Origin of the sequence: Corynebacterium flavescens, assembly GCF_008693105.1 — a bacterium.
Classification (GTDB): domain Bacteria; phylum Actinomycetota; class Actinomycetes; order Mycobacteriales; family Mycobacteriaceae; genus Corynebacterium; species Corynebacterium flavescens.
On the sequence record NZ_VXKK01000046.1, the window covers coordinates 64,763 to 88,050 of the forward strand.

The following is a 23,288-nucleotide window of genomic DNA, read 5'->3' on the forward strand; positions in this document are numbered from 1 at the left end:
CAGCAAATGAAAGGGGCAGGTGTGAATCGTGTACTACGCGTAGGTGACCGCAGCGTTCGTGCGGCTGAGGCACGTGCAACGCTGGCACGGCTCGGCCTGTTATCGGATTACCCCGGTGAGGTCGCCGATTGGAAGCGCCAGAAATACTCGGAGGAAGATAAGTACTTCGATCCTGCGCTCTCCGAGGTCATCAAGGCATTTCAGCAGTCGCGCGGCGTCCTGCCCACGGGCGTTATTGATGAGCTGACCCTGCGCGAGCTGCGCCAGGCATCCTATACCTTGGGCGCGCGCGTCCTCTTCTATGAGCCGGGCTCCGAGCTCGTGGGCGATGACGTAGCCCAACTGCAAGAACAGCTCCAAGAGCTGGGCTTCTACCGCAGCCGCGTAGATGGCCACTTCGGCCCAGATACCCATGCCGCCCTGACGGAGTACCAGCTCAACTACGGGCTGCAAAATGACGGCGTATGCGGGCCCACCACCATCGGTGCCCTCAACCTGCTCGGCCGCCGGATCACCGGTGGCTCCGCGCACAACATCCAAGAGCGCGAGCGCGTTCGCAATGCCGGGCCTAAGTTGGCCGGCAAGCGCGTGGTCATCGATCCTGCCCTCGGCGGCAACCATGCTGGACAAATGGTACAGGGCTGTTATGGCGAGATCAGCGAGCAAGAAATCCTCTGGGATCTCACGCAGCGTATCGAAGGTCGCATGATTGCGGCAGGCATGGAAACCATCATCTCCCGCCCGCCGAATGACGATCCCTCGATCAAGGACCGCGCTGATCTAGCCAATGCCTTTGGTGCCGACTTGGTCATCTCCTTGGCCTGCGATCAATACAAGAATGACAAAGCCAATGGAGTTTCCTCCTACTTCTTCGGTTCAGAGGCCAGTAATTCCTCCCTCATTGGTGAGACTCTCTCGGGATTCATTCAGCGCGAAATCTGCGCTCGCACCCAGCTGCGCAATTGCTGGAACCACGGTCGCACCTGGGACTTGCTCCGCCTTACCCAAATGCCGGTAGTGCAGGTATTTTTGGGCTATCTCACCAACCCCGGGGACGTATCAATACTAACCAACCCCTCGGCCCGTGATGACATCGCGGAAGCTATTGTGGTCTCAGTCAAGCGCCTCTACCTGCTCGATGAGGACACCGCCATCACCGGCACGTATAAGTTCTCCGAACTCCTCCAAGCCGAGCGTTCTTAAGCGGTTCTTCGGGGAGTAACAGATAAGAAGCGAGTCCCTTGTCGGTATTCCCCGGGATCATGACCACCGCACAGTCCTAGTCCTGCCCATTGTAGGTTTCCCCACCGGGGTGTGTTTTGGGGTGCCGGAAGTCGCCGTTAGGCGGTGTTGCCCTAACGGCTAGTATGCGGGGGCTGCCAGACTACTGTCCCGCCCTTACGGGCCAGGCGCCCGCGGCGTGGTGGCGCATTCGGATCATCCTCGTTGATGCCGTTGTGATAACTACACAAGGTCACCAGGTTGGCAACGTTAGTCTCCCCGCCGTGCTTCCACGGGGTGAGATGGTGAAACTGCCCTCTTTCTGCTGGGGTGTTACAGCCCGGCCACGCACACGTAGGGTGCTCTGCTGCCAGCATTGTGCGCTGCTTAACCGATGCGAATCGCTCAAAGCGGTACAAGTCCACCGGCCCCTGCGTGCGGCTGATGATGGTGACAAGTCCTTCGTTGGCGCAGGCGCGTTCCACAAGTTGCGTACCGGTGATAACAGTCCCACTGGTGGTGCGTACTACAACATCATCGCGCTCGCGGCGCAGGATTGTGCCGTAGTCCTCCAACTGGAGGACTGCCATAGTCGTCACACGAGTACGCGCAGCCGGGGCCCCGTCCGCCTTGCCGAGCATGCGGGCGATAAAACTTGCCCCTGGCCGCTTATGATCAATGACCCGGAAAGCATCTGCCATATCCAACCCATTGCCGGTCACGGTCAAGGTAGCCAGCCCATTGGGGTGCTGGCGCAACATCGCGCGCTCGCAATACGTGCGGGGGACACGCATTTCACGCAGCCGGCGCCTGGCTACCGCAGTAACCTGCTCGCTGGGCGTGGCGCATAACTCTACGCGCAGGTTCCACGTGGCCAGGCGCCCTTGAACGCGGCGGGTAAAAGATTCGATGTGGTGCAGGGTGCTCAGAGTGTGCCCGTTGCGCCTGGCTGCATTAACGGCCGAGCGTTGCTTGCCGCTGTAGGGTGTGGGGCCGAAGTAGATGGCGTGCAGGCCTATAAGCTCGGCGGCATCCTGTGTGCTGGCCCCTATCTTTTCAAGGTCCGGTGCAGATAGCCCCGAGCACTCAGCAACGAGGTCAACACCCCGGCTAAGTTGTGCGAAATACTCCTGCAAGCCCATGACCGCCACGCTAAGACACCGCCCACCGCCGCGACAATCCCCAACCCGCACCCAGTAAGGAAACTGTGGATAACCCACCAGGCCCGGTGCGGTTATCCACAGCCGGGCCGCCTAACCAGAACTTGGCAGTGCAATAGCAAAGCCATCCGACCTATCCTGAATGATCGGGCTCATGCGGAGACTGGAAGAACCTCTTAAGTCCTGCCCGGCTTCTGTGAGGCACCCACCTCTAGGCCAGGGCCTGGGCCAAGAGGTCCTCAGCGGCGGCGGCCGTGAGCAAATCAAACTTCGGGGGAAGTTCGAGGCGCAGGCGCGGGGTAATGGGATGGTCGCGGATAACGCTAAACCCAGCCGATTCCAAAGACTCCACCGGCGGCAGACCGATGAATGCGGGTTTGCTGCCTAGAAGCGCGCGAGCCTCATTGTGGTCGCGGTATCCAAAGGCCTCGACGGCGGGGAAGTTGCGGGAGCTGAGGTTCATAATCGCGGCGTCGACAAGCACGGTGTCAAGACCGCGCAGGGCGCACTCGGGGTTGATGAATATCGAGCTGAGGAATACCGCGTCCTCAGAAAGGGGAGCGGTGGGCATCTTCGCAACCCCGGGCGCGAGATCGCGCGAGCAGAAGAAGATGGTGGCCTTATCCGCGATGCTAAAACCGCACTCCCCAAAGAGGATGAGAGCGGCGGAGATCCAAGCCTCCTTCTCGAAAGCCGGATCGGAAACGGTGGTTTTGAGCTCCCAAAAGACCGACTTGGCGGCCAAAGGATGAATGACCGAACCCTCATGCACCGTCTCAAGTGGCATTTATTGCCCTTCGATGAGGGACATGATGCGCTCGAAGTCTGCCTGGTCGCCGAACTCGACCACCATCTTTCCTTTGCGCTTACCCATGGTGACGGTGACCTTGGTATCGAAACGGTCCGCGAGGCGCTCCGCGGAATGGGTGAAGAACTGCGGCTGCGGGGCAGGCTCCTTCTTGGCAGACTTAGCGGGCGCGCCCTCCCTCTTGTACAGAGTGACGGCCTCCTCCGTGGCACGCACAGACAGCCCTTCCGCAATGACGCGATCAGCAATAAGATCCATTGCTGCTGGATCACTCAGACCTAGGATGGCGCGGGCGTGCCCGGCACTCAATGTGCCAGCAGCTACGCGCTTCTGCACCGATACCGGCAGGCGCAGGAGGCGAATCATGTTGGTCACCTGCGGGCGCGAGCGCCCGATGCGATCAGCCAACTCATTCTGAGTAACGCCAAATTCCTCGAGCAACTGCTGGTAGGCATGTGCCTCTTCGAGTGGGTTGAGCTGGACGCGGTGGATATTCTCCAGCAGTGCGTCACGCAGCAGAGCATCATCCTTGGTATCGCGGACGATGGCAGGAATGGTGGCCAAACCAGCCTTGGCGGATGCGCGCCAGCGGCGCTCACCCATGATGAGCTCAAAGCCGCCATCTGACGCGGGACGGACAACCACGGGCTGCAGCAGCCCAAACTCACGAATGGAGTGGACAAGCTCCTCGAGTGTTGCCTCATCGAAGACGGCACGCGGCTGCTGGGGGTTGGGAGAAATCTCTCCGATGGGAATCTCGCGGTAGGTGGCGCCGATGGCCGCGGGGCGAGCCTGGCGCTTGGAGGAGCCACCGGACTGGGAAATGGTGGGCGCGCCCTTTACCTTCTTGCCTTCGCCGGAAGCCTCCTTGGAGGAGGTAGCATTGCCCAGAATGATGTCGGCGGCGCTGTTTCCCAGGCGGGGTCGACGGCTGGGAGCTTCGTTTCCGGAGGGGATGAGCGCGGCTAGGCCCTTGCCTAGACCTCGTTGTTTTTGCTCTGACATATCTTGTCTATCCTTCCAGTTCCGCGAAGATTTCCGGGCTCACGCCGATGGCGCCGGTAGAGGGGTGCGGTACATAATCGCCCCGGGCATCGAGTTCACGGGCGGCGGCGAGGTAGGCGCGGGCGCCAGTGGAGGCGGGATCATAATCAATGACGGTCTTGCCATAGCCGGGTGCCTCAGAAACACGCACGGAGCGCGGGATGACATTGCCAAGTACCACGGCGCCGAATTGCTCCCTCACCTCGTTGACAACCTGCTGCGCCAGCTTGGTGCGCGCGTCATACATAGTCAAAAGAACGGCGGAGATATGCAGCTCCTGGTTGAGATGCTGGCGAATCATGGAGATATTGCCCAACAGCTGTCCCACGCCCTCGAGCGCGTAGTACTCGCACTGAATGGGAATGATGATCTCTTCCGCACAAGTCATGGCGTTGATGGTGAGCAGGCCCAAGGAGGGAGGGCAATCGATGAATACGTATTCAAAACCCTGCTCCTCAATGAAACCATTATGCAGCGCATCGTAGAGACGGAACTCCCTGCGCACGAGCGAGACCATCTCGATTTCGGCGCCAGCCAGATCGATGGTGGCAGGGATGCAATAGAGGTTCTCGGAGCTAGGGGAGGTCTGCATGGCCTGCTCCGCCGAGCAATCACCGAGCAAAACCTCGTAGCTGGACTTGGTCCCTGTGGTGTGTTCAGCGCCCACTGCGGTTGACGCATTACCCTGTGGATCCAGGTCTATCACCAGGACTTTTTTTCCGTCCTCTGCCAGAGCCGCCGCCAGGTTCACAGCACTGGTAGTTTTGCCTACTCCGCCCTTTTGATTGGCGATGGTAATAAGACGTGGAATTGTCATGGACTCTACCTTAGTTCACGCGGGGAACACGGATAATCGTAGTTCCCTCAATGGTCTCTACCTGTGCTTTTCCTCCGCCGGCGCGTTTTATCTCCGCGGCGTCACGCTCCAGTTCCTCGAGCACGGAACTGCCCTTGAGCGCGATCATTTCACCGCCCTTGCGCACGAGCGGCAGGGACCACTTGGCGAGCTTGCCCAGGGGAGCGACCGCCCGCGAGGTGACAACATCAGCACCTGCCACGGCCTTCTTTACTGGGCCCTCCTCGGCACGCCCACGGATGACCGTGACGTTGTCGAGTCCGAGCAGCTCTACGACCTCGGAAAGGTAATTGGAACGCTTCAGCAGCGGCTCGACTAGGGTCAGTTGGAGATCGGGCCGTGCAATAGCCAGGGGAATACCCGGCAGGCCGGCCCCTGATCCCACGTCAACCACGCGGGCGCCCGTGGGGATGACGCTATTGACGACGGCGCAATTGAGGATGTGGCGCTCCCACAGGCGCGGCACCTCGCGGGGACCGATAAAACCACGAATGGACCCGTCGGTGGCCAGGGAATCGTGATAAGCCTGCGCAAGGGCAAGGCGAGGGCCAAATACTTCAGACGGGTCCAGCACGGACAAGGGAGCTCCTCGGATCAGGAAGTGTCGATACTGATAAAAGTACCGACACTAAACTAGTTGTTCTTTTTGCGTTGCTTCTTAGTCCGGGCGTCCTTCTTGCGAGCGCCGGGCTTAGGAGCGGTGGTTCGCTTGAGCTCCACCTTAGCGGCCTCTTCGGCTTCTTCCTCGCGGTCCATCTTGGCAAAGACGAGGCGAGTCTGGAAGAAAGTCCACACGGTGTTGGAGAGCATGTAGAAGAGCAAGCCGATAGGCCAAATGAAGCCGGAGAATACCAGCATGGCTGGCATGAACCACAGCATCATCTTGTTCATCATGGCCATCTGCTGCTGCATCATTTCCGCATTCTGTCCCTGGGGGGCAACGGTCTTGCCAGCGGCACGGCGAGCTTCCTGGCGGGAAAGAGTCATCCGAGCATTGAAGTGAGTGAGCACCGCGATCACAGCGATGAGCGGGACGATGATGAAGGCAGCCTGTGTGGAGGTGACATCCTGCAAGATGGGCGAATTAACGCGCAGGTTAGCCACCAGAGGAATGCCGAAAATCTTGGCATCGAGGAACTGCTGCACAAGCTCTGGGGAGAAGATGTAGTTCGCGGTATTCGCATTGTCCTCGATGGACATGGGATCCCCGGCGGGGTGTCCGATGCCACCGGCCACGGGAACGGTGCGGTCGAAGGAACGCAAGACGTGGAAGAGGCCGATGAACACCGGCATCTGCGCGAGCATGGGAAGACAGCCAGCAATCGGACGAACGCCCGATTCCTTGTAGATCTTCTGCATCTCCTGCGAAGCCTTCATTTGATCATTGGCGTACTTGGCACGGATCTCTTGCAGCTTCGGTTGAATCTCCTGCATCTTGCGGGAAGATCGCAACTGGTTGATGGTCGGCTTGACCATGACGGCTTTGATGGTCCAAGTGAGCAAGACGATGGAAAGGATCCAGGTAATGCCCCAGGCAGGATTCAGTACGAGACTGAGCAGCCAATGCCAGAACCATAGAATGGCCGAGATGGGCCAGTAAACGAAATTAAGCACGAGTGTTGTAGTCCTCAGTTGTTGTTCTTAGCCGGAACGAAATCGAAACCTCCCGGATGCCAGGGGCCGCACTTACAGAGCCTAGCGATTGCCATGACCGTGCCCTTGAAGGCTCCGTGAATGGAAATAGCCTCAAGCGCGTAGGCGCTGCATGTCGGTTCGAAACGACAGGTTGAACCCATCTTAAGTGCTGACAGGTATTTTTGGTAGAAGCGAACCGCCGCGACAAGAACCTTGGCTAGACCGCGGGCCTTCGGTATCTCCTCACCCTGGGTGTTTAGATATCCCATTTTTTCCGCACAGCTTTCAAGAGATCCGCCGCGAGCTTGGCGCTGCTGGCTTCTGCACTGGCGGGGAGTGCCCGGATGACGATGTCGGCGTGCGCAGGCAAGAGACCAGCAAGCGCCATGCACACATGCCGAAGCCGCCGGGAGGTACGGTGGCGAACCACTGCATTCCCGACGGCTTTGGAAACAACGAGCCCAAAGCGCGGCCCGGAGGCCGCGATGTCTTCGGTGCTGCGCTGCCGCTCCTGCATGTGCACGACTAGCGTGCGGGTCCCAGCCCTTCTTCCACCTTTGATTACACGCCGAAACTGCGTCGGCGAAGTGAGTTTATGCTGGGAAGGAAGCATGACTTAAGCGGTCAGCTTAGCGCGGCCCTTCTTGCGACGGGCTGCAACAATGGCGCGACCTGCACGAGTGCTCATGCGGGTACGGAAGCCGTGCTTGCGTGCACGACGACGGTTGTTGGGTTGGAACGTGCGCTTACCCTTTGCCACGTTAATTCTCCTTGAAGTTGTTAGCCGATTCCCCACACGTATGCCGGGAATCCACTGATGAATGGAATTCGTGAGTGTTTAAGCGACTCGGTACACCAAGTGGTGCGGACACTCTCACGCGCAACGTTTCGCTGCGATAGACCATGACAGATTACGTGAAACAGGCACCTTGAAACAAATCGACACACGGGTACACCCGAAATTACAAAGATGTTTTTTCTCCCAGCTTAAGGGGCATTTAGGGGCATCACCCTGCACAAGTTTGCACGCCCGCTGCCGCCTCTCCCGCGGCCCGCCCACACCCGCTGCTGGGGAGGCTAGACACCCTCCACGGATCGGCGGTAGAACTGAATAATCAAATTCCACAGTCGCCTACAGGGTGTGGATAACTCTCGATAACCGGTTTAGACTTTTAACGTTACCCCAGCTAAAGTGCCATTGTGACCCGATTCGGAGTTATCCACAGCTATCCACTAGGCTGTGGATAAACAATTTACTCACAGCTGTGAATAACTCTGTGGAGATCGAGGTGACACCCTGAAAACCCGTGTGAAAACTGCAGTGTTCTTCGCCGTGGAATTCACACTGCTACTCTCCGGCGTCGGCTCAACCGTTAAGAATTACAGAAGCGGAGAGGCCACTTAAAGGTGTCATTCGATCCTCTTGTCCATCCATCCCTCTATTTTCCAAAGGTACTGGTGTGTCCGACCAACAATCGGCTATTAATGCGACCTGGCGAGCAGTAGTAGAAGATCTGCTCGCCCAATCTGAGCAACCCAACTCGGATGTCCCCAATTTCAATCACACGCAGCGCCTTTACCTTCAACTTGCGCGCCCCATCATGATGATGGATGGCTATGCGCTTATCGCGGCCCCAGACATGACCGCGAAGAACGTGGTGGAAAATGATCTCGGCCCCCATATCTCCAAGGCTCTAGCCCGCCAACTCGGCCGGCCTTGTTCCTTGGCCGTAACCCTTGCCAATCCTGAGTTGGCCGATGATGCTGGCGGCGCCCAGTCCCAGCCGACCCAGGGCAATCCCGGACCGCTGGCTTCGCCGACTCCACAAGCATCCCAAGCTCCGCAGCCGCCGCAGGCACCTCAGTTCTCACCACCACCGGCATCTCCACCACAGGTCAGCCGCCCACGGCAGATGAGTTCCACCTCTCATGGTGCGGATTGGCAGATCTCGCACGCTCCCGCCAGCCTCGACGAGCTGGCGGCGCATTACCAGCAACCCGGACCGCATGCTGCACGCATCCCCCGGGAAGCTCCCGCGCACGATCCCAACCGCGAGAAGTCTCTGAATCCCAAGCACACCTTCGATAGCTTCGTCATCGGCTCCTCCAACCGCTTTGCCAACGGCGCCGCCGTTGCCGTCGCGGAGAACCCCGCGCGTGCATATAATCCTCTGTTTATTTGGGGCGGATCCGGGCTGGGAAAGACGCACCTGCTCCACGCGGCCGGAAACTATGCGCAGCTGCTGCACCCGGGGCTGCGGGTGAAGTATGTGTCCTCGGAAGAGTTCACCAATGACTACATCAACTCTCTGCGCGATGACCGCCAGGAATCATTCAAGCGGCGCTACCGCAACCTCGACATCTTGATGGTGGATGATATTCAGTTCCTCGAGGGCAAAGAATCAACTCAGGAAGAGTTCTTCCACACCTTCAATGCGCTGCACCAGGCGAATAAGCAGATCATCTTGTCCTCCGATCGCCCTCCTAAACAGCTGGTGACCTTGGAAGATCGCCTGCGTACCCGTTTTGAAGGCGGGCTCATCACCGATATTCAGCCGCCAGACCTGGAAACGCGCATCGCCATCTTGATGAAGAAGGCCGCGGCCGATGGCACCATCGTTGACCGCTCGGTCTTAGAGCTCATTGCCTCCCGCTTCGAGTCCTCCATCCGCGAGCTCGAGGGCGCCCTCATCCGCGTCTCGGCCTATTCTTCCCTGGTCAATGAGCCGATCAATCTGGAGATGGCCGAGATCGCCCTGCGTGATCTTGCTCCGGATTCCGCGGATCGTCAGATCACCGCCGCTGCCATCATGCAGGTGACCGCAGAATACTTCGACATCGATGTCGAAACCCTGCGGGGTGCAGGTAAGAAACGGGCCGTTTCGCATGCGCGACAGCTAGCCATGTATCTGTGCCGCGAACTCACCGAGTTATCCCTGCCGAAGATCGGGGCGCAGTTCGGCGGCAAGGACCACACCACCGTCATCTATGCGGACCGCAAGATCCGCAAGGAAATGACAGAGAAGCGCAATACCTACGACGAAATCCAGGCGCTGACCCAACGCATCAAGAATCGCGGGACCGCCTAAGCTGCGCCATCCTCCCGCGATCTTCGCTGCTTATCGACGCCGTTTTCCTTCACGTTGCCTCACAACGCCAAGGAGTGCGGCGTCTTTTGGCGTGCCTGCAATCTAGCCCGCAACTAACCGTCGAAACTTATCCACAGAAGTTATTCACAGAAGTTATTCACAGCTGTGTAATTCCATTGTTGTAATTCGTAGATCTTGATCACATTTTGAAATTCCACAGTCCAGGTAGGTCATGCGGCCTGCTGTGATCAATCCTGTTGGGAATGACAAGAATTCTGGGGACAGGTTGTGGACAACTTCGACCCCCGAAAAGTTATCCACAATTCTTGTCATTTGATCACAGGAATTACACAACCTCGATCACACCCTGCTTTTATGTCGTTAGCAGCGAGTTTTGGCACTTAAACACAGATTCCACAGCGGTTACTACTACTACTAAATAATTTCCCTGATCTTTAAAGAAGAAAAAGGATGTGTGTAATTCGCCTCGCCCTCGCCCACCGCCGGGTGGAGCAGAGAGCGGCAAAGATGAATTACAAAAGTTCGAAGGCCTGGCGGCATGCGGTAGGTTGGAAGAATCCAAATTTCTTGTAAGTAACAACTTTTGTAGAGGAGCTCCTCGTAACCATGGAACAATCTGTGTCATTTCGCGTTGCCAAAGATGACTTGGCCGATGCCGTTTCCTGGGTTGCACGCAGTCTTCCATCCAAAGTTGCCCAACCGGTTCTTCGCGCGATGCTCATCACCGCGGATGACAAAGGTTTGGAATTCTCGGGATTCGACTACGAGGTTTCCACCCGCGTGCGCATCGCGGCCATGGTGGATGAGCCCGGCCGCATCGCCGTCGCCGGCAAGCTCCTGGCAGACATCGTTGCTACCTTGCCCAACAAGGAAGTCGAGATGACGCTCGAGGACAATTCCCAGGTGGTGCTTTCCTGTGGTTCCTCGCGTTTTTCGCTGCCCATCATTCCTCTCGATGATTATCCGCAGCTTCCTCAGCTTCCCGCGGTGACTGGAACCATCCAGCCGCAGCTTTTCGTGGAGGCTATCAGCCAGGTCGCCTCCGCAGCTGGGCGCGATGACACCCTGCCTATGCTCACCGGTGTTCACATGGATATTCGTGGCTCCCACGTCGAGATGACGGCGACGGACCGTTTCCGTCTAGCCATGCGCACCCTTGAGTGGGATCCCAGCTCCCCAGACGTTCAGGCCAAGCTCTTGGTACCGGCGAAGACGCTGCAGGAAACCGGGCGATCGCTTGATACTCACTTGAATACTCCCGTAGAAATCGCCGTCGGTGAGGGCGAGAACATCGGCGCAGAAGGTCTTTTCGGCGTTCACGCCGCTAATCGGGAGATCACCACCCGCATGCTCGATGCAGACTTCCCCAACGTGGCACCGCTGCTGCCGAAGACGCATACGGCCATTGCCAGCATTGAGGTGGCACCGCTGCAGGAGGCCATCCGCCGCGTTTCCCTGCTCACGGACCGCAACGCGCAGATCCGCATGGAGTTCTCCGAGGGCCAGGTCATTCTCGCCGCCGGGGCCGAATCCGGCAACGCCACCGAGACCCTGCCTTGTGCTTTCACCGGCCGCGACGAGTTCCTCATCGCTTTCAACCCGGGATACCTCAAAGATGGACTTTCCGTGGTTCATACCAACCGCGTGGTCTTCGGATTCACCGAGCCTTCGCGCCCGGCAATCATGATTCCAGAGCCTGAGGTTCTGCCCGAGGTCAACGAGGATGGAGTCTTCCCCACACCGCAGACTGATTTCACCTACCTGCTCATGCCGGTTCGTCTGCCGGGTTAATGTACATTCGCGACCTCGATCTCCGGGATTTTCGCTCGTGGCCCAGCCTTAGTATTCAGCTTGGGCCGGGCATCACCCTTTTCGTCGGGCGCAACGGATTCGGCAAGACCAATATCGTCGAAGCAGTGGGCTACTGTGCTCACCTTTCCTCTCACCGCGTCTCCCACGATGCACCGCTGGTCAGGCAGGGCGCAGAGAATGCAAGGGTGTCCGTCACCGCAGTCAATGAGGGACGGGAGCTAACTGCGCACCTGCTCATCAAAGCGCATGCTGGCAACCAGGCACAGATAAATCGCACGCGTTTGCAGAGCCCGCGGGAGCTCCTCGGCGTGGTGAGATCGGTGCTTTTTTCCCCGGAGGACATCGCTCTGGTGCGCGGGGAACCCGCATCTCGCCGCGCATATCTCGACAACATTATTGCCAGCCGCACCCCGCGTCTAGCCGGGGTCAAGGCTGATTTTGACAAGGCCCTTAAGCAACGCAACGCCTTGCTGAAATCGGCTTCGTTAAGCCTGCGACGGGGCTATGGTGACAGCGACGGTGCGGTAGCCTTGGCCACCTTGGACGTGTGGGACGGGCAGTTGGCCCACTTCGGGGCCCAGGTCATTCAGGCACGCCTCCTGCTTGTCGACGAGCTTTCCCACCTCATCGCCTCCGCCTATAGCGGCCTTGCCCCAGAGTCTCGCCCCGCTCGCGTTTCCTATAAATCCACGGTCGATACCGCGGACAGGGACGTCCTCGAAGCGGTCATGCTCACCGAGCTTGCCAATCTGCGGCAGCGCGAGATTGAACGTGGATCCTCCCTGGTCGGACCACATCGCGATGACCTGGTATTGGACTTGGGCGATCACCCGGCGAAGGGGTTTGCCAGCCACGGTGAGACCTGGTCCTATGCCATCGCCCTGCGTCTTGCGGAGTTCAATCTCTTGCGCGCGGAAGGCTCGGACCCGATCCTCATCTTGGATGATGTTTTTGCTGAACTCGATGCCAAGCGCCGCGAGAAGTTGGTGCACCTCGCGGCGGAGGCCGAGCAAGTGCTCATCACCGCCGCCGTCGACGAGGACTTGCCGGGTAATCTGGAACCCATCGTTCGCTTTGAGGTCTCCGTGCGGGATGGCGCGCAGGGCAGGATCTCGGAGATTAATCGCGTGGGTGAGGCTTAGATTATGACTGATCCGATCCAGGAGTTCTTTCAGCGTGTGCGCAAGAATGCGAAGAATCCTCCCGAGTTGACCCAAAAGGCGCCGCCGATGAAGTTAGATGCCCCGGCCTCGTCCCGACCGCGTTCTTTTCAGCCGGGTAGACCTACCGGCAAGGATGGACGTCGCCAGCGCCGTAGCCTGGACATTCCTTCCCTTGGTTCGCAGATTCGCCGGGAAATTGGCCAGCGAGGTTGGGAGCACGAGCTTGCGCACGGTTGGATCATGGGAAATTGGGAAAATCTTGTTGGTCCAAAGATCGCGGCGCACACCAAGCCGGAGCGCATTAAAGACCAGATCGTCTACGTCTCCTGCGATAACTCCAACTGGGCCACTGAGCTGCGTTACCTGCAGCGCCAGATCTTGCAAAAGATTGCGGCGCGGCTGGGTCCCGATGTTATCGCTGAACTGCGGATACAGGGGCCAAAGCAGCATCGCAACTATGAGGGCAGGTTGTGGGTCAAGCCGCAGGGCTCCACTGATACCTACGGATAGCCCGACAGGTGCCCGCGCCAAATAACGCGCCATTTGCGCCCTCTAGCAGGTGTGGGGAGTCCTTTAGTAGGGGGGCACAGTGTAGAATATAGAAAGTCTTAAAATTAGCCCTAGCCAAAAGGAGAACAAGCATCCGTGGCTGAACAACACGCATATGATGCCGGCTCAATTACGATCCTCGAAGGACTCGAGGCCGTTCGTAAGCGTCCGGGTATGTACATCGGTTCCACCGGTGTGCGCGGCCTGCACCACCTGATCTGGGAGGTCGTGGATAACTCCGTCGATGAGGCCATGGCAGGTTTTGCTTCGAAGGTTACCGTCAAGCTCTTGGCTGATGGGGGCGTGGAAGTCATCGATGACGGCCGCGGCATCCCCGTCGAGATGCACGCCTCCGGTGCGCCTACCGTCCAGGTCGTTATGACCCAACTGCACGCTGGTGGCAAGTTTGATTCTGATTCCTATGCCGTCTCTGGTGGCCTGCACGGAGTCGGCATTTCCGTGGTCAACGCGCTTTCCACCCGCGTCGAGGCGGAGATCAAGCGCGACGGTAAGCACTGGTACCAGAACTTCAGCAACGCCATCCCCGAGGATCTGGTGGAGGGCGGCAACGCCCGTGGCACCGGAACGATCATCCGCTTCTGGGCGGATCCGGAAATCTTCGAGACCACCGAGTATGACTTCAAGGTTATCTCGCGCAGGCTGCAGGAGATGGCCTTCCTTAATAAAGGCCTGACCATTGAGCTCATTGATGAGCGCGTTACCCGCGAGCAGCTCGAGCTTGAAGCAATCGCTGATGCGGAGTCGGGGGAGACCACCCTTGATGCCGAGTCATTTGATGACACGGATGGTTCTGCAGGCGTGGACCCTGATGCCAGCGCAGATCTGTCAACCGGCGCGCCTGAGGCTAAGAAGTCCGGCAAGAAGCTGCAGAAGAAGATCACCTTCTACTACCCAGACGGCCTTATTGACTACGTCAAGTTCCTCAACAAGTCCAAGACCCCGATTCACCCCACCATCGTTGCTTTCGATGCCAAGGGCGAAGAGCACGAGGTCGAGGTGGCTATGCAGTGGAATCAGGGCTACAAGGAGTCCGTCCACACCTTCGCCAACACCATCAATACCTATGAGGGCGGCACCCACGAGGAGGGTTTCCGCGCAGCGCTGACCTCCCTGATGAACCGCTACGCCAAAGAGCACAAGCTCATCAAGGAGAAGGACGGCAACCTCTCCGGAGACGATTGCCGCGAAGGCCTTGCCGCAGTCATCTCGGTCAAGGTCGGCGATCCTCAGTTCGAGGGTCAGACCAAGACCAAGCTCGGCAACTCGGAGATCAAGGGCTTTGTGCAGCGCGCGGTCAACGAGCATGTGAACGATTGGTTTGATGCCAATCCGGCCGAGGCAAAGGCCATCATCAACAAGGCTGTGTCTTCCGCTCACGCGCGCATGGCGGCCCGCAAGGCTCGCGAAATGGTGCGCCGCAAGTCCGCGACCGATCTTGGCGGTCTGCCCGGCAAGCTCGCGGATTGTCGTTCCAAGGATCCCAAGATCTCCGAGCTCTACATCGTGGAGGGTGACTCCGCAGGTGGCTCCGCCAAGGGCGGGCGTGACTCGATGTTCCAGGCCATCCTTCCGCTGCGCGGCAAGATCCTCAACGTGGAGAAGGCCCGCATGGATAAGGTCTTGAAGAACGCCGAGGTCCAGGCCATCATCACGGCTCTGGGCACCGGTATCCACGAGGAATTCGATATCAAGAAGCTGCGCTATGACAAGATCGTCCTCATGGCGGACGCCGACGTCGATGGCCAGCACATCGCCACCTTGCTGCTCACTCTGCTCTTCCGCTTCATGCCGCAGCTAGTGGAGGATGGCCACGTCTACCTGGCTAATCCGCCGCTGTACAAGCTCAAGTGGGGCAAGGGCGAGCCGGGCTTTGCCTACTCTGACGAAGAGCGTGACCAGCTTTTGGCCGAGGGTCTGGCGGAGAACCGCAAGATCAACAAGGATGACGGCATCCAGCGTTACAAGGGTCTAGGAGAGATGAACTCCTCCGAGCTGTGGGAGACCACCCTGGATCCTGCCAGCCGCATCTTGCGTCGCGTGGACTTGGAGGATGCGCAGCGCGCCGACGAGCTCTTCTCCATCCTCATGGGTGATGATGTCTCGGCTCGCCGTTCGTTCATCACCCGTCGCGCCAAGGATGTTCGCTTCCTCGACGTCTAAGGAGGGGAGGCTTTAAGTCCCTCCGAGGACCACTCCTTCACGGCGCGGGTCCGCGCCGCCGATGATGTCTTCGCCGCTGCGCACCAGGGCCGATAGGCCGCTGGATTGATCGGTGGCGTTGACCTCATGTCCCCGCTGCTCGAGTCCTTCTGCGATCTCGCTTTCATGCTCGGCGAGCAGCGGGTGCTCAGTTCCTATTCCGGTTTCTGGTTTATTCATTGCGCCAAAGTTGGGCGCGGAGACCGCCTGTTGCGGGTCCATTCCCCAGTCGATCATATTGACCAAGGTTTTGACCACGAATTGGATGATGAGGGAGCCGCCGGGGGAGCCCACCACCATCTCGAGATCGCCGCGGTCTGTGGTGGAATCGGTTCCTGCGGCACCGGCCCCAGCGAAGACGAGCATGGGAGACATCGAAGAGCGCGGGCGTTTGGCGGACTCGACGCGGTTGGCTACGGGCTCGCCGGCCTCATTGGTGGGCTCGGCGGAGAAGTCCGTGAGCTGGTTGTTGAGGATAAACCCGCGGGTGAAGTGGAAGGAACCGAAAGCTGCTTCCACACTGGTGGTCAATGAGGCCGCGTTGCCATAGGAATCAATGACGGAGATGTGGCTGGTGCCGTGCTCAGGGGTGATAGGCCCCGCAGCAGCGGTGCTTAAGCCTGGTTGAGCCTCACCCATGGAGGTATCCGGGTTAATCTGTCCGGCCCGCTCACGGGTGTACTCGGGGCTAATCAGCTCATCTATTCCGCCACCGGGAACGCTGACGAAGGCAGGATCCCCCACATAGGCGTCGCGGTCGGCATAGGCCAGGCGCTCGGCCTCCGAGATGAGGTGGATGGCCTCGACGTTGGGCAGTCCGCCGTCGAGGCCGACATCGCTTGGCGCATACTTTGCAAGGTCGACGTTGTTGAGGATTCCCAGAGTCTCGATCACGGCGATGCCACCGGAAGAAGAGGGCGGCATGCCGCAGATGATGCGGTCGCGGTAAGGACCACACAGCGCTTCTGATTTCTCGGGAGTATAGGCAGCCAAATCGGCGGTGGACATGAGCGAGGGGGTAAAGCCTTCGACGTTGCGCGTTGCGCGGTCCACAATTGCTGCAGCAATATCGCCGGTATAGAAGGCATCCGCGCCTCCCGTCGCTATTTTCCTGACGGTGTCAGCGTAGGCGGGGTTCTTGAGCAGCGTGCCGGCTTCCTTGGCGCTGCCATCCTCGTTGAGGAAGTACTCGGCGGCCTCGGGGTCTGTGGCCAAGTCCTCGGCGGAACTGGCGATGGAGGCAGACATGCGTGGGCTAATCTCAAAACCTGCGGAGGCAAGATCTGCGGTGGGCTCGAGAATCTGATCCCAGGCGGTTTTTCCGTGCTCAGCGTGGAGTTCTCCCAGCCCGGCGACGATCCCGGGGACCCCGATGGAGCGCCCCGAGCGGCGGGCGTCAGGGACTGGGGCGGAAGTGTCTTGATCTGAGACGTGGATGAGGTAGTTCTCGTCAGCGGCAACCGGGGCGGTTTCGCGGGCGTCGATGGCAGAAACTTCATCCTTCTGCGCGTCGTAGTAGACAATGTATCCGCCACCGCCGATGCCGGAGGATTGTGGCTCAGTCAGACCCAACGTGAATTGGGCTGCTACCAGGGCATCTGCGGCAGTACCGCCCTCCAGGAGCACCGCACAGGCGGCTTGGGAGGCCAAGGGATTGGCAGTGGCCACCGCGTAGCTCTGGGTGGTAACCGGTTCCATGCCGGAACGGTATCCGGTGGCAATCTCCGGGGCGACCGAAATATCCTCACCACTGTGGGTGCCGGTGGCAGGGCCACTGGCTTCGCTACCGGCGGGGAGTTCACAGGGCTGCGGGGCGGGGGCGGTCGCGGCCGCGGTATCTGAGGTAGAGGGCGTAGATGGGGTGTCGCTGTTGTTGGTGCACGAGCTCAAGGAGAGCCCGAGGGAGATCGCAGCAGTCGCTGCCACCACAGCCTTTAACGAATGGTTGACAGTTTTCATGTGAGGTAGTTAACCACAAGTTCACCCTGTGAGATAGACCTTTGGAGAAAATCGCGAGGAGTCTCGACGGAGAGATTCCGGGGCGATTAGTCCTGCGCAAGGGCTAGAAACACGCGCTCGCACAGAGCGGCAAACTCGCGGTTGTGGCCGCTGAGGGCTTCTACCTTGCTTAAAACCTCCCCCACGGCATGGGCTGCGGCGCGAGGAGAGCCGTGGACGGGCAGCCCCTCGATGCGGGCGTGCGCGGCTGCGCTCGCGGCTACTAGGGCCGAAAAGTTGCTGATGCGCACGTTATAGAGAGCACAGAACTCGCGGGCGATGAGCAGTAACTGCTCGGGTGACAGGGTGGGGGTCACGAACGCGCGCGCCGAATCTCGGCCTCGAGCTCGGCGCGGCCAGGCAGGAGGCGGCGGGCGGTGTCTTGCACAGCGCCGTCGGCAAGCGTGCGGGCAGCGGCGGAGACGATGGCACGGATGGCCGCCTCGTGCTTCGAGGTGCCCTGCGCGGAAGCCAGCAGGGTGAGGGCGTGGTCTTGATCGGGGGTCAAGCGCAGGGTCATTGCCATGCCGCAGATCCTAACACTTTTGTGCCTAAATGGTATCGCGGTGGTATCACTTGCAGGGTGCTTGATGGCCTAGAGGGCGTCATAACGGGCTTTTTAGGCGGTGAGCGGGTAAAATGACTCGCTATGAGTGACCACAATGACGATCTTTTTGATCGCGTCCATCCGATTGACATTAATGAGGAGATGGAGTCGAGTTATATCGACTACGCCATGTCCGTCATCGTCGGCCGCGCACTGCCCGAGGTCCGTGACGGACTGAAGCCGGTGCACCGCCGCATCCTCTACGCCATGTTTGATTCGGGCTACCGCCCAGAGCGCGGCTATGTGAAGTCCGCCCGCCCGGTCTCCGACACCATGGGCCAGTTCCACCCGCACGGCGATTCCGCCATCTATGACACGTTGGTCCGTCTGGCCCAGTCCTGGAACATGCGCTATCCGCTGGTAGATGGACAAGGTAACTTCGGCTCCCGCGGTAATGACGGCCCCGCCGCCATGCGTTATACCGAGTGCCGCATGACTCCTTTGGCCATGGAAATGGTGCGCGATATCCGCGAGAACACCGTTGACTTCTCCCCGAACTACGATGGCAAGACCCAGGAACCGGATATCCTTCCCTCCCGCGTTCCTAACCTGTTGATGAACGGTTCCGGCGGTATTGCCGTGGGCATGGCCACCAACATTCCTCCGCACAACCTCAACGAATTGGCGGAGGCCATCTACTGGCTGCTGGATCACCCCGGCGCCAGCGATGAGGATGCCTTGGCCGCGTGCATGGAACGCGTCAAGGGCCCGGATTTCCCCACCGCAGGACTCATCGTGGGAGATGGCGGCATCAAGGATGCCTATACCACAGGCCGCGGCTCTATCCGCATGCGCGGGGTCACCGCGATCGAGGAAAGTGGCTCCCGCCAGACCATCGTCATCACTGAGCTACCTTTCCAGGTCAACCCGGATAACATGATCTCCAATATCGCGGAGTCCGTGGCCAACGGCAAGATCGCTGGCATCTCCAAGATTGAGGATGAGTCCTCGGACCGCATTGGTATGCGCATCGTTGTCACCCTCAAGCGTGATGCCGTGGCGCGCGTGGTGCTCAATAACCTGTATAAGCACTCACAGCTGCAGACCTCCTTCGGCGCCAACATGCTCTCCATCGTCGATGGAGTGCCGCGGACGTTGCGCATCGACCAGATGCTGCGCTACTACGTCACGCACCAGATCGAGGTCATCGTCCGGCGTACTCAGTACCGTCTCGATGAGGCCGAGAAGCGTGCCCATATCCTGCGCGGTTTGGTCAAGGCGCTCGATATGCTCGATGAGGTCATTGCCTTGATTCGCCGCTCGCCCACCGTGGATGAGGCGCGTGAGGGACTGAAGGTCCTGCTTGACGTGGATGACATCCAGGCGGATGCCATCCTGGCCATGCAGCTGCGCCGCCTGGCCGCCCTGGAGCGGCAGAAGATCATCGATGAGTTGGCGGAGATCGAAAAGATCATCGAAGACCTGAAGGATATTCTGGCCCGCGAGGAGCGCCAGCGTGCCATCGTGCATGATGAGCTGGCCCAGATCGTGGAGAAGTACGGCGATGAGCGCCGCACGCAGATCATCTCCGCCACGGGCGATGTCTCCGATGAGGATCTCATCGCCCGCGAGAATGTCGTTGTCACCATCACTGCCACCGGCTATGCCAAGCGCACGAAGGTTGATTCTTATAAGGCTCAAAAGCGCGGCGGCAAGGGAGTACGCGGCGCGGAGCTCAAGCAGGATGACATAGTCAAGAACTTCTTCGTGTGCTCGACGCACGATTGGATTCTCTTCTTCACCAACTTCGGACGCGTTTACCGCCTCAAGGCCTATGAGCTTCCGGAGGCAGGCCGTACCGCCCGCGGTCAGCACGTGGCCAACCTGCTGGAGTTCCAGCCTGGCGAGAAGATCGCCCAGGTCATTCAGATTCAATCCTATGAGGATGCTCCTTATCTGGTGCTCGCCACCCAGCAGGGCCGGGTTAAGAAGTCACGCCTGACCGATTATGAGTCCGCGCGTTCCGCAGGCCTTATCGCCATCAACCTCAACGAGGGTGATGCACTCATTGGTGCTTCCTTGGTCGATGAGGGCGATGACATCCTGTTGACCTCGGAGCAGGGCCAGGCCATTCGCTTCACCGCCGATGATGATCAGCTGCGTCCCATGGGTCGCGCTACCGCCGGCGTGAAGGGTATGCGCTTCCGTGGTGACGATCAGCTGCTATCGATGTCCGTCGTGCACGATGGGCAGTTCCTGCTCGTGGCCACCTCCGGCGGCTATGGCAAGCGCACCGCAATCGTGGAGTACAGCCCGCAGGGCCGTGGCGGCATGGGTGTCATGACCTTCAAGTACACCCCGAAGCGCGGCAAGCTCATTGGCGCCATCGCCGTGGAGGAAGAGGACGAGATCTTAGCCATCACCTCCGCCGGCGGAGTCATCCGTACCGAGGCCAACCAGATTCGACCTTCCTCCCGTGCAACCATGGGAGTGCGTCTGGTGAACTTGGCCGATGATGTTGAATTGCTTGCCATTGACCGCAACGTCGAGGACGATGGTGAGGAAGACGCCCAGGCTGTAGCCAAGGGTGAGAAGTCGGTCGAGGATGTTCAGCAGGAGCACCTCAAGCTCGGGGAGAACCTCCACGACAAGGGTGAGGAATAAATCCATGGCACAACGGGAAGTAACCCTCGCACGCATCTCGCCTTTCTCCGCGTTTCGCGTGGGGTTGGCATTGTCTCTCGTCGGACTCGTGGCCTGGCTACTGGCGGTGTGCCTTCTCTACTTCGGCCTAGACCAGGTAGGAATCTGGGAGGACCTCAACAGCCTTGTAGGCGGCGTCGGCGGTGGCTTTGAAGTCACCTTCGGCGTAGTGCTCTCACTTTCCGCCCTCGTCGGGGCAATCACCGCGGTGCTCATGACACTGCTCGCGCCACTGATGGCTTTTATCTACAACGCCATCGTGGACGTATTCGGTGGCTTAAGCCTGCGCCTCGATGAGAATAAACTCGGCGCAAACAAGCAAGAAGAACCTGCCGAGTAAGAATCACAACTCAAAAAGAAACCCGCCGTGGGAATTCATCCACGGCGGGTTTCTTTCTGCCTGTACAAAGTGCAGCGGCTCTTGCACCGGCTGAGACTCTAGCGCTGGCTGAAGCTCAAACACTCGGCCTTGCCATCGGAACGGTCGAAACTGACGTTCTTGGCAGTGCACTCCAAGTCCATGTTGTGCACGCAGGTGGCGCGTTGGCAGGCGCCAACCTGGGCGTTGACCTTGGGCGAGCTGACCTTCTCATCGCGCGGGATATAGGTGCTGCATTCCGCGGCGGTGTTGACGGACACCGCGAAGGCGCGGCAGCCGTTGATGTTATAAGCGCAGTCAGAAACAGCGCAAGCAGATACCTTGGGCGGTGCTGTTGCAAACTTCAGGCGGAGAGCCGTGACGACCCAGTCTTCATCCTCTGATGCTCGCTGCGGGTCGGCGTTCTCAGGCAGCCTCGAACACCCGGCTGACGATCACCGCATCCGGGTTCGGTTGCCCGTAGGCAAACATCGCGCCCTGGCCTTTCCGTAATGAGTGCATCGCTTCCATCCCTTTCAACGTCCGGTACGCCGAGGTCCGGTTTTTGAACGCCCCCTTCGGTCCGAGGATCCGTTTCAGCCGCCCATGATCTCCTTCAATGACGTTATTGAGGTATTTCACCTGCCGGTGTTCCACGGTCTGCGGGCAGATTCCCTCTGACTTCAACTCGGCGATTGCCCTGGCCAGGGAGGGTGCTTTATCGGTGTTGATCACCCGCGGGGACCCGGTTATCGTGTTCGACCTCAGGGTCTTGGCCAGGAAACGCTTCGCTGCGGCGACGTTACGCTTTGGGGACAGGTAAAAGTCCAGGGTCTGGCCACCGGCGGTAATAGCCCGGTAGAGATAGCACCACGTGCCGCCGACCCGGATATAGGTCTCATCCACCCGCCAGGAACTGGCCTGCCAGTCAGGTACCTGCCGGTACCACCGTGTTTGCTTATCCAGCTCAGGGGCGTATTTCTGGACCCAGCGGTGAGAATCGTGGTGTGATCGACCGGCACGCCCCGCTGAAGTCATCATTTCTTCGAGATCGCGGTAGCTCACCCCGTAGCGGCAGTACCACCGCACCGCCCACAGGATGACCTCGCGAGGGAAATGACGACCGGAGAAGATACCCATGGCTGTGATTATTTCACGTCGATCTTCCTACTGCCCCAACTTTGCAACAGCACCATTTGTTGTTGGTTCGCCGCGGCTTTGAAACGGTGGCCGGCGGCGCGTTCATGTACCTCGATGATGAAACCGCAGAGATCAAGAGGGTGTGGACCTCGAGCAATCATCGTCGCCAGGGCCTTTCCCGCACGATCATGGCGGCCCTGGAGGAGGAGATTGCGGCGCGCGGTTACCGCCGCATCTACTTGACCACTGGCCCCCGCCAGCCGGAGGCGCGCAACCTCTACTTGGCGCTGGGATATACGCCGCTTTTCGACGTCGATGGGGACTTCGAGGCCATCGGCAAGCTCGCCTTCGAGAAAGAGATCGTTCCCCAGAATCCCGGCGTCGAGGTGCGCGGCCTGCGCAATCGGGTACTGGCGTGGCGCCAGCGCCGAATCATCAAGAAATCCTTCCGTTGGCGCGAGTACCCCGAGGTACGCCTGCGCGATCTAGCAGGCAAAACTACCGCTTAAAACCTTTCCTTAGCTGCTGATTTGTGTTTATTCGGTGGTGATCGGTAAAGTTCTATTTCGTTCCCAAGGGGCCTATAGCTCAGTCGGTTAGAGCGCATCGCTGATAACGATGAGGTCGCAAGTTCGATTCTTGCTAGGCCCACCACGGAACGATGGGGCATTAGCTCAATTGGTAGAGCACCTGCTTTGCAAGCAGGAGGTCAGGAGTTCGATTCTCCTATGCTCCACAGCTAGCAGTATAAGTAAGAGACACCTTCCAAAACTTGGAAGGTGTCTCTTACTTTGTCTATGCGTTCTAATGTGGGGCGGCGGGGGCTAAGGAGCAAAAAGGGGCTAAGGAGCAAAAAGTGTGTCTGCGGGCGTGTCGGGGTTAGGTGCCGGGCCAGCCTTTGCGGATTCCTAGGTTGTGGTTGTATTCGTTTGGGATAGCGTTGTCGTAGAGGGCTGGTCTTCCG

At 59.2% G+C, this 23,288-nt stretch carries 23 protein-coding genes and 2 tRNA genes; 11 read left to right on the plus strand and 14 right to left on the minus strand.

Annotation, left to right across the window (positions count from 1 at the left end; translation table 11 throughout):
• The first annotated feature begins 21 nt into the window (after nt 1–21).
• Nucleotides 22–1,203 carry an N-acetylmuramoyl-L-alanine amidase gene (locus tag F4V60_RS12350; protein ID WP_075731403.1) on the plus strand — a complete coding sequence of 394 codons (1,182 nt, stop codon included), beginning with the start codon at nt 22–24 and terminating at the stop codon, nt 1,201–1,203.
• A 152-nt stretch (nt 1,204–1,355) separates the two neighbouring features.
• Here the strand turns inward: F4V60_RS12350 and F4V60_RS12355 are convergent, their stop codons facing one another.
• From F4V60_RS12355 to rpmH, 9 genes are all read right to left on the minus strand, one after another.
• Complete coding sequence (locus F4V60_RS12355) at nt 1,356–2,363, minus strand: HNH endonuclease signature motif containing protein (protein ID WP_075731405.1); 1,008 nt, start codon at nt 2,361–2,363, stop codon at nt 1,356–1,358.
• 229 nt (nt 2,364–2,592) lie between these two features.
• Nucleotides 2,593–3,168: a hypothetical protein gene (locus tag F4V60_RS12360; RefSeq protein ID WP_075730895.1), complete on the minus strand. Its 576-nt coding sequence runs from the start codon at nt 3,166–3,168 to the stop codon at nt 2,593–2,595.
• On the minus strand, nt 3,169–4,194 hold the full coding sequence (locus F4V60_RS12365; protein WP_075730896.1) for a ParB/RepB/Spo0J family partition protein: 1,026 nt from the start codon (nt 4,192–4,194) through the stop codon (nt 3,169–3,171).
• A gap of 7 nt (nt 4,195–4,201) precedes the next feature.
• Nucleotides 4,202–5,050, minus strand: a complete 849-nt coding sequence (locus F4V60_RS12370) for a ParA family protein (protein WP_075730898.1) — start codon at nt 5,048–5,050, stop codon at nt 4,202–4,204.
• A gap of 10 nt (nt 5,051–5,060) precedes the next feature.
• Nucleotides 5,061–5,669, minus strand: a complete 609-nt coding sequence (rsmG, locus tag F4V60_RS12375; protein ID WP_075730900.1) for a 16S rRNA (guanine(527)-N(7))-methyltransferase RsmG — start codon at nt 5,667–5,669, stop codon at nt 5,061–5,063.
• Nucleotides 5,670–5,722: 53 nt separating this feature from the next.
• Nucleotides 5,723–6,703: a membrane protein insertase YidC gene (gene yidC / locus F4V60_RS12380; RefSeq protein WP_075730902.1), complete on the minus strand. Its 981-nt coding sequence runs from the start codon at nt 6,701–6,703 to the stop codon at nt 5,723–5,725.
• Nucleotides 6,704–6,717: 14 nt separating this feature from the next.
• A complete protein-coding gene (yidD, locus tag F4V60_RS12385; protein ID WP_075730904.1) occupies nt 6,718–6,993 on the minus strand; it encodes a membrane protein insertion efficiency factor YidD in 276 nt (91 codons plus the stop codon).
• Nucleotides 6,981–7,337, minus strand: a complete 357-nt coding sequence (gene rnpA / locus F4V60_RS12390) for a ribonuclease P protein component (RefSeq protein WP_075730906.1) — start codon at nt 7,335–7,337, stop codon at nt 6,981–6,983. The genes yidD and rnpA overlap by 13 nt, the downstream gene beginning before the upstream one ends.
• Nucleotides 7,338–7,340: 3 nt before the next feature.
• Nucleotides 7,341–7,484, minus strand: coding sequence for a 50S ribosomal protein L34 (gene rpmH / locus F4V60_RS12395; protein WP_003847033.1), 144 nt, complete (start codon nt 7,482–7,484; stop codon nt 7,341–7,343).
• A gap of 700 nt (nt 7,485–8,184) precedes the next feature.
• Between rpmH and dnaA the strand changes: the two genes are divergently transcribed.
• The 5 genes from dnaA to gyrB all read left to right on the plus strand — a co-directional run bounded on the left by dnaA (nt 8,185) and on the right by gyrB (nt 15,539).
• Nucleotides 8,185–9,813: a chromosomal replication initiator protein DnaA gene (dnaA, locus tag F4V60_RS12400; RefSeq protein ID WP_075728767.1), complete on the plus strand. Its 1,629-nt coding sequence runs from the start codon at nt 8,185–8,187 to the stop codon at nt 9,811–9,813.
• Nucleotides 9,814–10,440: 627 nt separating this feature from the next.
• Complete coding sequence (gene dnaN / locus F4V60_RS12405; protein WP_075728768.1) at nt 10,441–11,625, plus strand: DNA polymerase III subunit beta; 1,185 nt, start codon at nt 10,441–10,443, stop codon at nt 11,623–11,625.
• Complete coding sequence (gene recF / locus F4V60_RS12410; RefSeq protein WP_075728769.1) at nt 11,625–12,788, plus strand: DNA replication/repair protein RecF; 1,164 nt, start codon at nt 11,625–11,627, stop codon at nt 12,786–12,788. The genes dnaN and recF overlap by 1 nt, the downstream gene beginning before the upstream one ends.
• Nucleotides 12,789–12,791: 3 nt before the next feature.
• Nucleotides 12,792–13,319: a DciA family protein gene (locus F4V60_RS12415; protein WP_075728770.1), complete on the plus strand. Its 528-nt coding sequence runs from the start codon at nt 12,792–12,794 to the stop codon at nt 13,317–13,319.
• 135 nt (nt 13,320–13,454) lie between these two features.
• Nucleotides 13,455–15,539 (plus strand): DNA topoisomerase (ATP-hydrolyzing) subunit B, encoded by a 2,085-nt coding sequence (gyrB, locus tag F4V60_RS12420; protein WP_075728771.1) that lies wholly within the window; start codon nt 13,455–13,457, stop codon nt 15,537–15,539.
• A 12-nt stretch (nt 15,540–15,551) separates the two neighbouring features.
• Here gyrB and ggt read toward each other — a convergent pair whose 3' ends face one another.
• From ggt to F4V60_RS12435, 3 genes are all read right to left on the minus strand, one after another.
• Nucleotides 15,552–17,537, minus strand: coding sequence for a gamma-glutamyltransferase (gene ggt / locus F4V60_RS12425; RefSeq protein ID WP_075728772.1), 1,986 nt, complete (start codon nt 17,535–17,537; stop codon nt 15,552–15,554).
• Nucleotides 17,538–17,623: 86 nt separating this feature from the next.
• Entirely contained in the window at nt 17,624–17,893 is a 270-nt protein-coding gene (locus F4V60_RS12430; protein WP_307722800.1) for a cell filamentation protein Fic, read from the minus strand.
• Entirely contained in the window at nt 17,890–18,102 is a 213-nt protein-coding gene (locus F4V60_RS12435) for a CopG family transcriptional regulator (RefSeq protein WP_075728773.1), read from the minus strand. The genes F4V60_RS12430 and F4V60_RS12435 overlap by 4 nt, the downstream gene beginning before the upstream one ends.
• A gap of 123 nt (nt 18,103–18,225) precedes the next feature.
• On the opposite strand from F4V60_RS12435, the gene gyrA reads away from it, so the two are divergent.
• Both gyrA and F4V60_RS12445 read left to right on the plus strand, forming a co-directional pair.
• Entirely contained in the window at nt 18,226–20,787 is a 2,562-nt protein-coding gene (gene gyrA / locus F4V60_RS12440; protein WP_075728774.1) for a DNA gyrase subunit A, read from the plus strand.
• A 4-nt stretch (nt 20,788–20,791) separates the two neighbouring features.
• Nucleotides 20,792–21,166 (plus strand): DUF3566 domain-containing protein, encoded by a 375-nt coding sequence (locus F4V60_RS12445; RefSeq protein ID WP_075728775.1) that lies wholly within the window; start codon nt 20,792–20,794, stop codon nt 21,164–21,166.
• Between the two features lie 98 nt (nt 21,167–21,264).
• Here F4V60_RS12445 and F4V60_RS12450 read toward each other — a convergent pair whose 3' ends face one another.
• Both F4V60_RS12450 and F4V60_RS12455 read right to left on the minus strand, forming a co-directional pair.
• The gene (locus tag F4V60_RS12450) at nt 21,265–21,465 is read right to left on the minus strand and encodes a DUF1540 domain-containing protein (RefSeq protein ID WP_232315943.1); all 201 of its coding nucleotides are present in this window, start codon (nt 21,463–21,465) and stop codon (nt 21,265–21,267) included.
• A 145-nt stretch (nt 21,466–21,610) separates the two neighbouring features.
• Entirely contained in the window at nt 21,611–22,324 is a 714-nt protein-coding gene (locus F4V60_RS12455) for an IS6 family transposase (protein ID WP_150387371.1), read from the minus strand.
• 41 nt (nt 22,325–22,365) lie between these two features.
• On the opposite strand from F4V60_RS12455, the gene F4V60_RS12460 reads away from it, so the two are divergent.
• The 3 genes from F4V60_RS12460 (at nt 22,366) to F4V60_RS12470 (ending at nt 23,060) form a co-directional block, all read left to right on the plus strand.
• Nucleotides 22,366–22,833 carry a GNAT family N-acetyltransferase gene (locus tag F4V60_RS12460; RefSeq protein WP_075728777.1) on the plus strand — a complete coding sequence of 156 codons (468 nt, stop codon included), beginning with the start codon at nt 22,366–22,368 and terminating at the stop codon, nt 22,831–22,833.
• A gap of 68 nt (nt 22,834–22,901) precedes the next feature.
• Nucleotides 22,902–22,978, plus strand: a tRNA-Ile gene (locus F4V60_RS12465).
• Nucleotides 22,979–22,987: 9 nt separating this feature from the next.
• Nucleotides 22,988–23,060: transfer RNA gene (locus F4V60_RS12470), tRNA-Ala, on the plus strand.
• Nucleotides 23,061–23,288: the final 228 nt, after the last annotated feature.

Excerpts from the sequence above, each read along its gene's own strand:
- yidD (WP_075730904.1), bottom strand. The coding sequence starts at position 6,993 with ATGGGATATCTAAACACCCAGGGTGAGGAGATACCGAAGGCCCGCGGT.
- F4V60_RS12370 (WP_075730898.1), bottom strand. The coding sequence starts at position 5,050 with ATGACAATTCCACGTCTTATTACCATCGCCAATCAAAAGGGCGGAGTA.
- F4V60_RS12360 (WP_075730895.1), bottom strand. The coding sequence starts at position 3,168 with ATGCCACTTGAGACGGTGCATGAGGGTTCGGTCATTCATCCTTTGGCC.
- dnaN (WP_075728768.1), top strand. The coding sequence starts at position 10,441 with ATGGAACAATCTGTGTCATTTCGCGTTGCCAAAGATGACTTGGCCGAT.
- rnpA (WP_075730906.1), bottom strand. The coding sequence starts at position 7,337 with ATGCTTCCTTCCCAGCATAAACTCACTTCGCCGACGCAGTTTCGGCGT.
- F4V60_RS12365 (WP_075730896.1), bottom strand. The coding sequence starts at position 4,194 with ATGTCAGAGCAAAAACAACGAGGTCTAGGCAAGGGCCTAGCCGCGCTC.
- gyrA (WP_075728774.1), top strand. The coding sequence starts at position 18,226 with ATGAGTGACCACAATGACGATCTTTTTGATCGCGTCCATCCGATTGAC.
- recF (WP_075728769.1), top strand. The coding sequence starts at position 11,625 with ATGTACATTCGCGACCTCGATCTCCGGGATTTTCGCTCGTGGCCCAGC.
- F4V60_RS12455 (WP_150387371.1), bottom strand. The coding sequence starts at position 22,324 with ATGGGTATCTTCTCCGGTCGTCATTTCCCTCGCGAGGTCATCCTGTGG.
- ggt (WP_075728772.1), bottom strand. The coding sequence starts at position 17,537 with ATGAAAACTGTCAACCATTCGTTAAAGGCTGTGGTGGCAGCGACTGCT.
- F4V60_RS12415 (WP_075728770.1), top strand. The coding sequence starts at position 12,792 with ATGACTGATCCGATCCAGGAGTTCTTTCAGCGTGTGCGCAAGAATGCG.
- F4V60_RS12435 (WP_075728773.1), bottom strand. The coding sequence starts at position 18,102 with ATGGCAATGACCCTGCGCTTGACCCCCGATCAAGACCACGCCCTCACC.
- F4V60_RS12445 (WP_075728775.1), top strand. The coding sequence starts at position 20,792 with ATGGCACAACGGGAAGTAACCCTCGCACGCATCTCGCCTTTCTCCGCG.
- F4V60_RS12355 (WP_075731405.1), bottom strand. The coding sequence starts at position 2,363 with ATGGGCTTGCAGGAGTATTTCGCACAACTTAGCCGGGGTGTTGACCTC.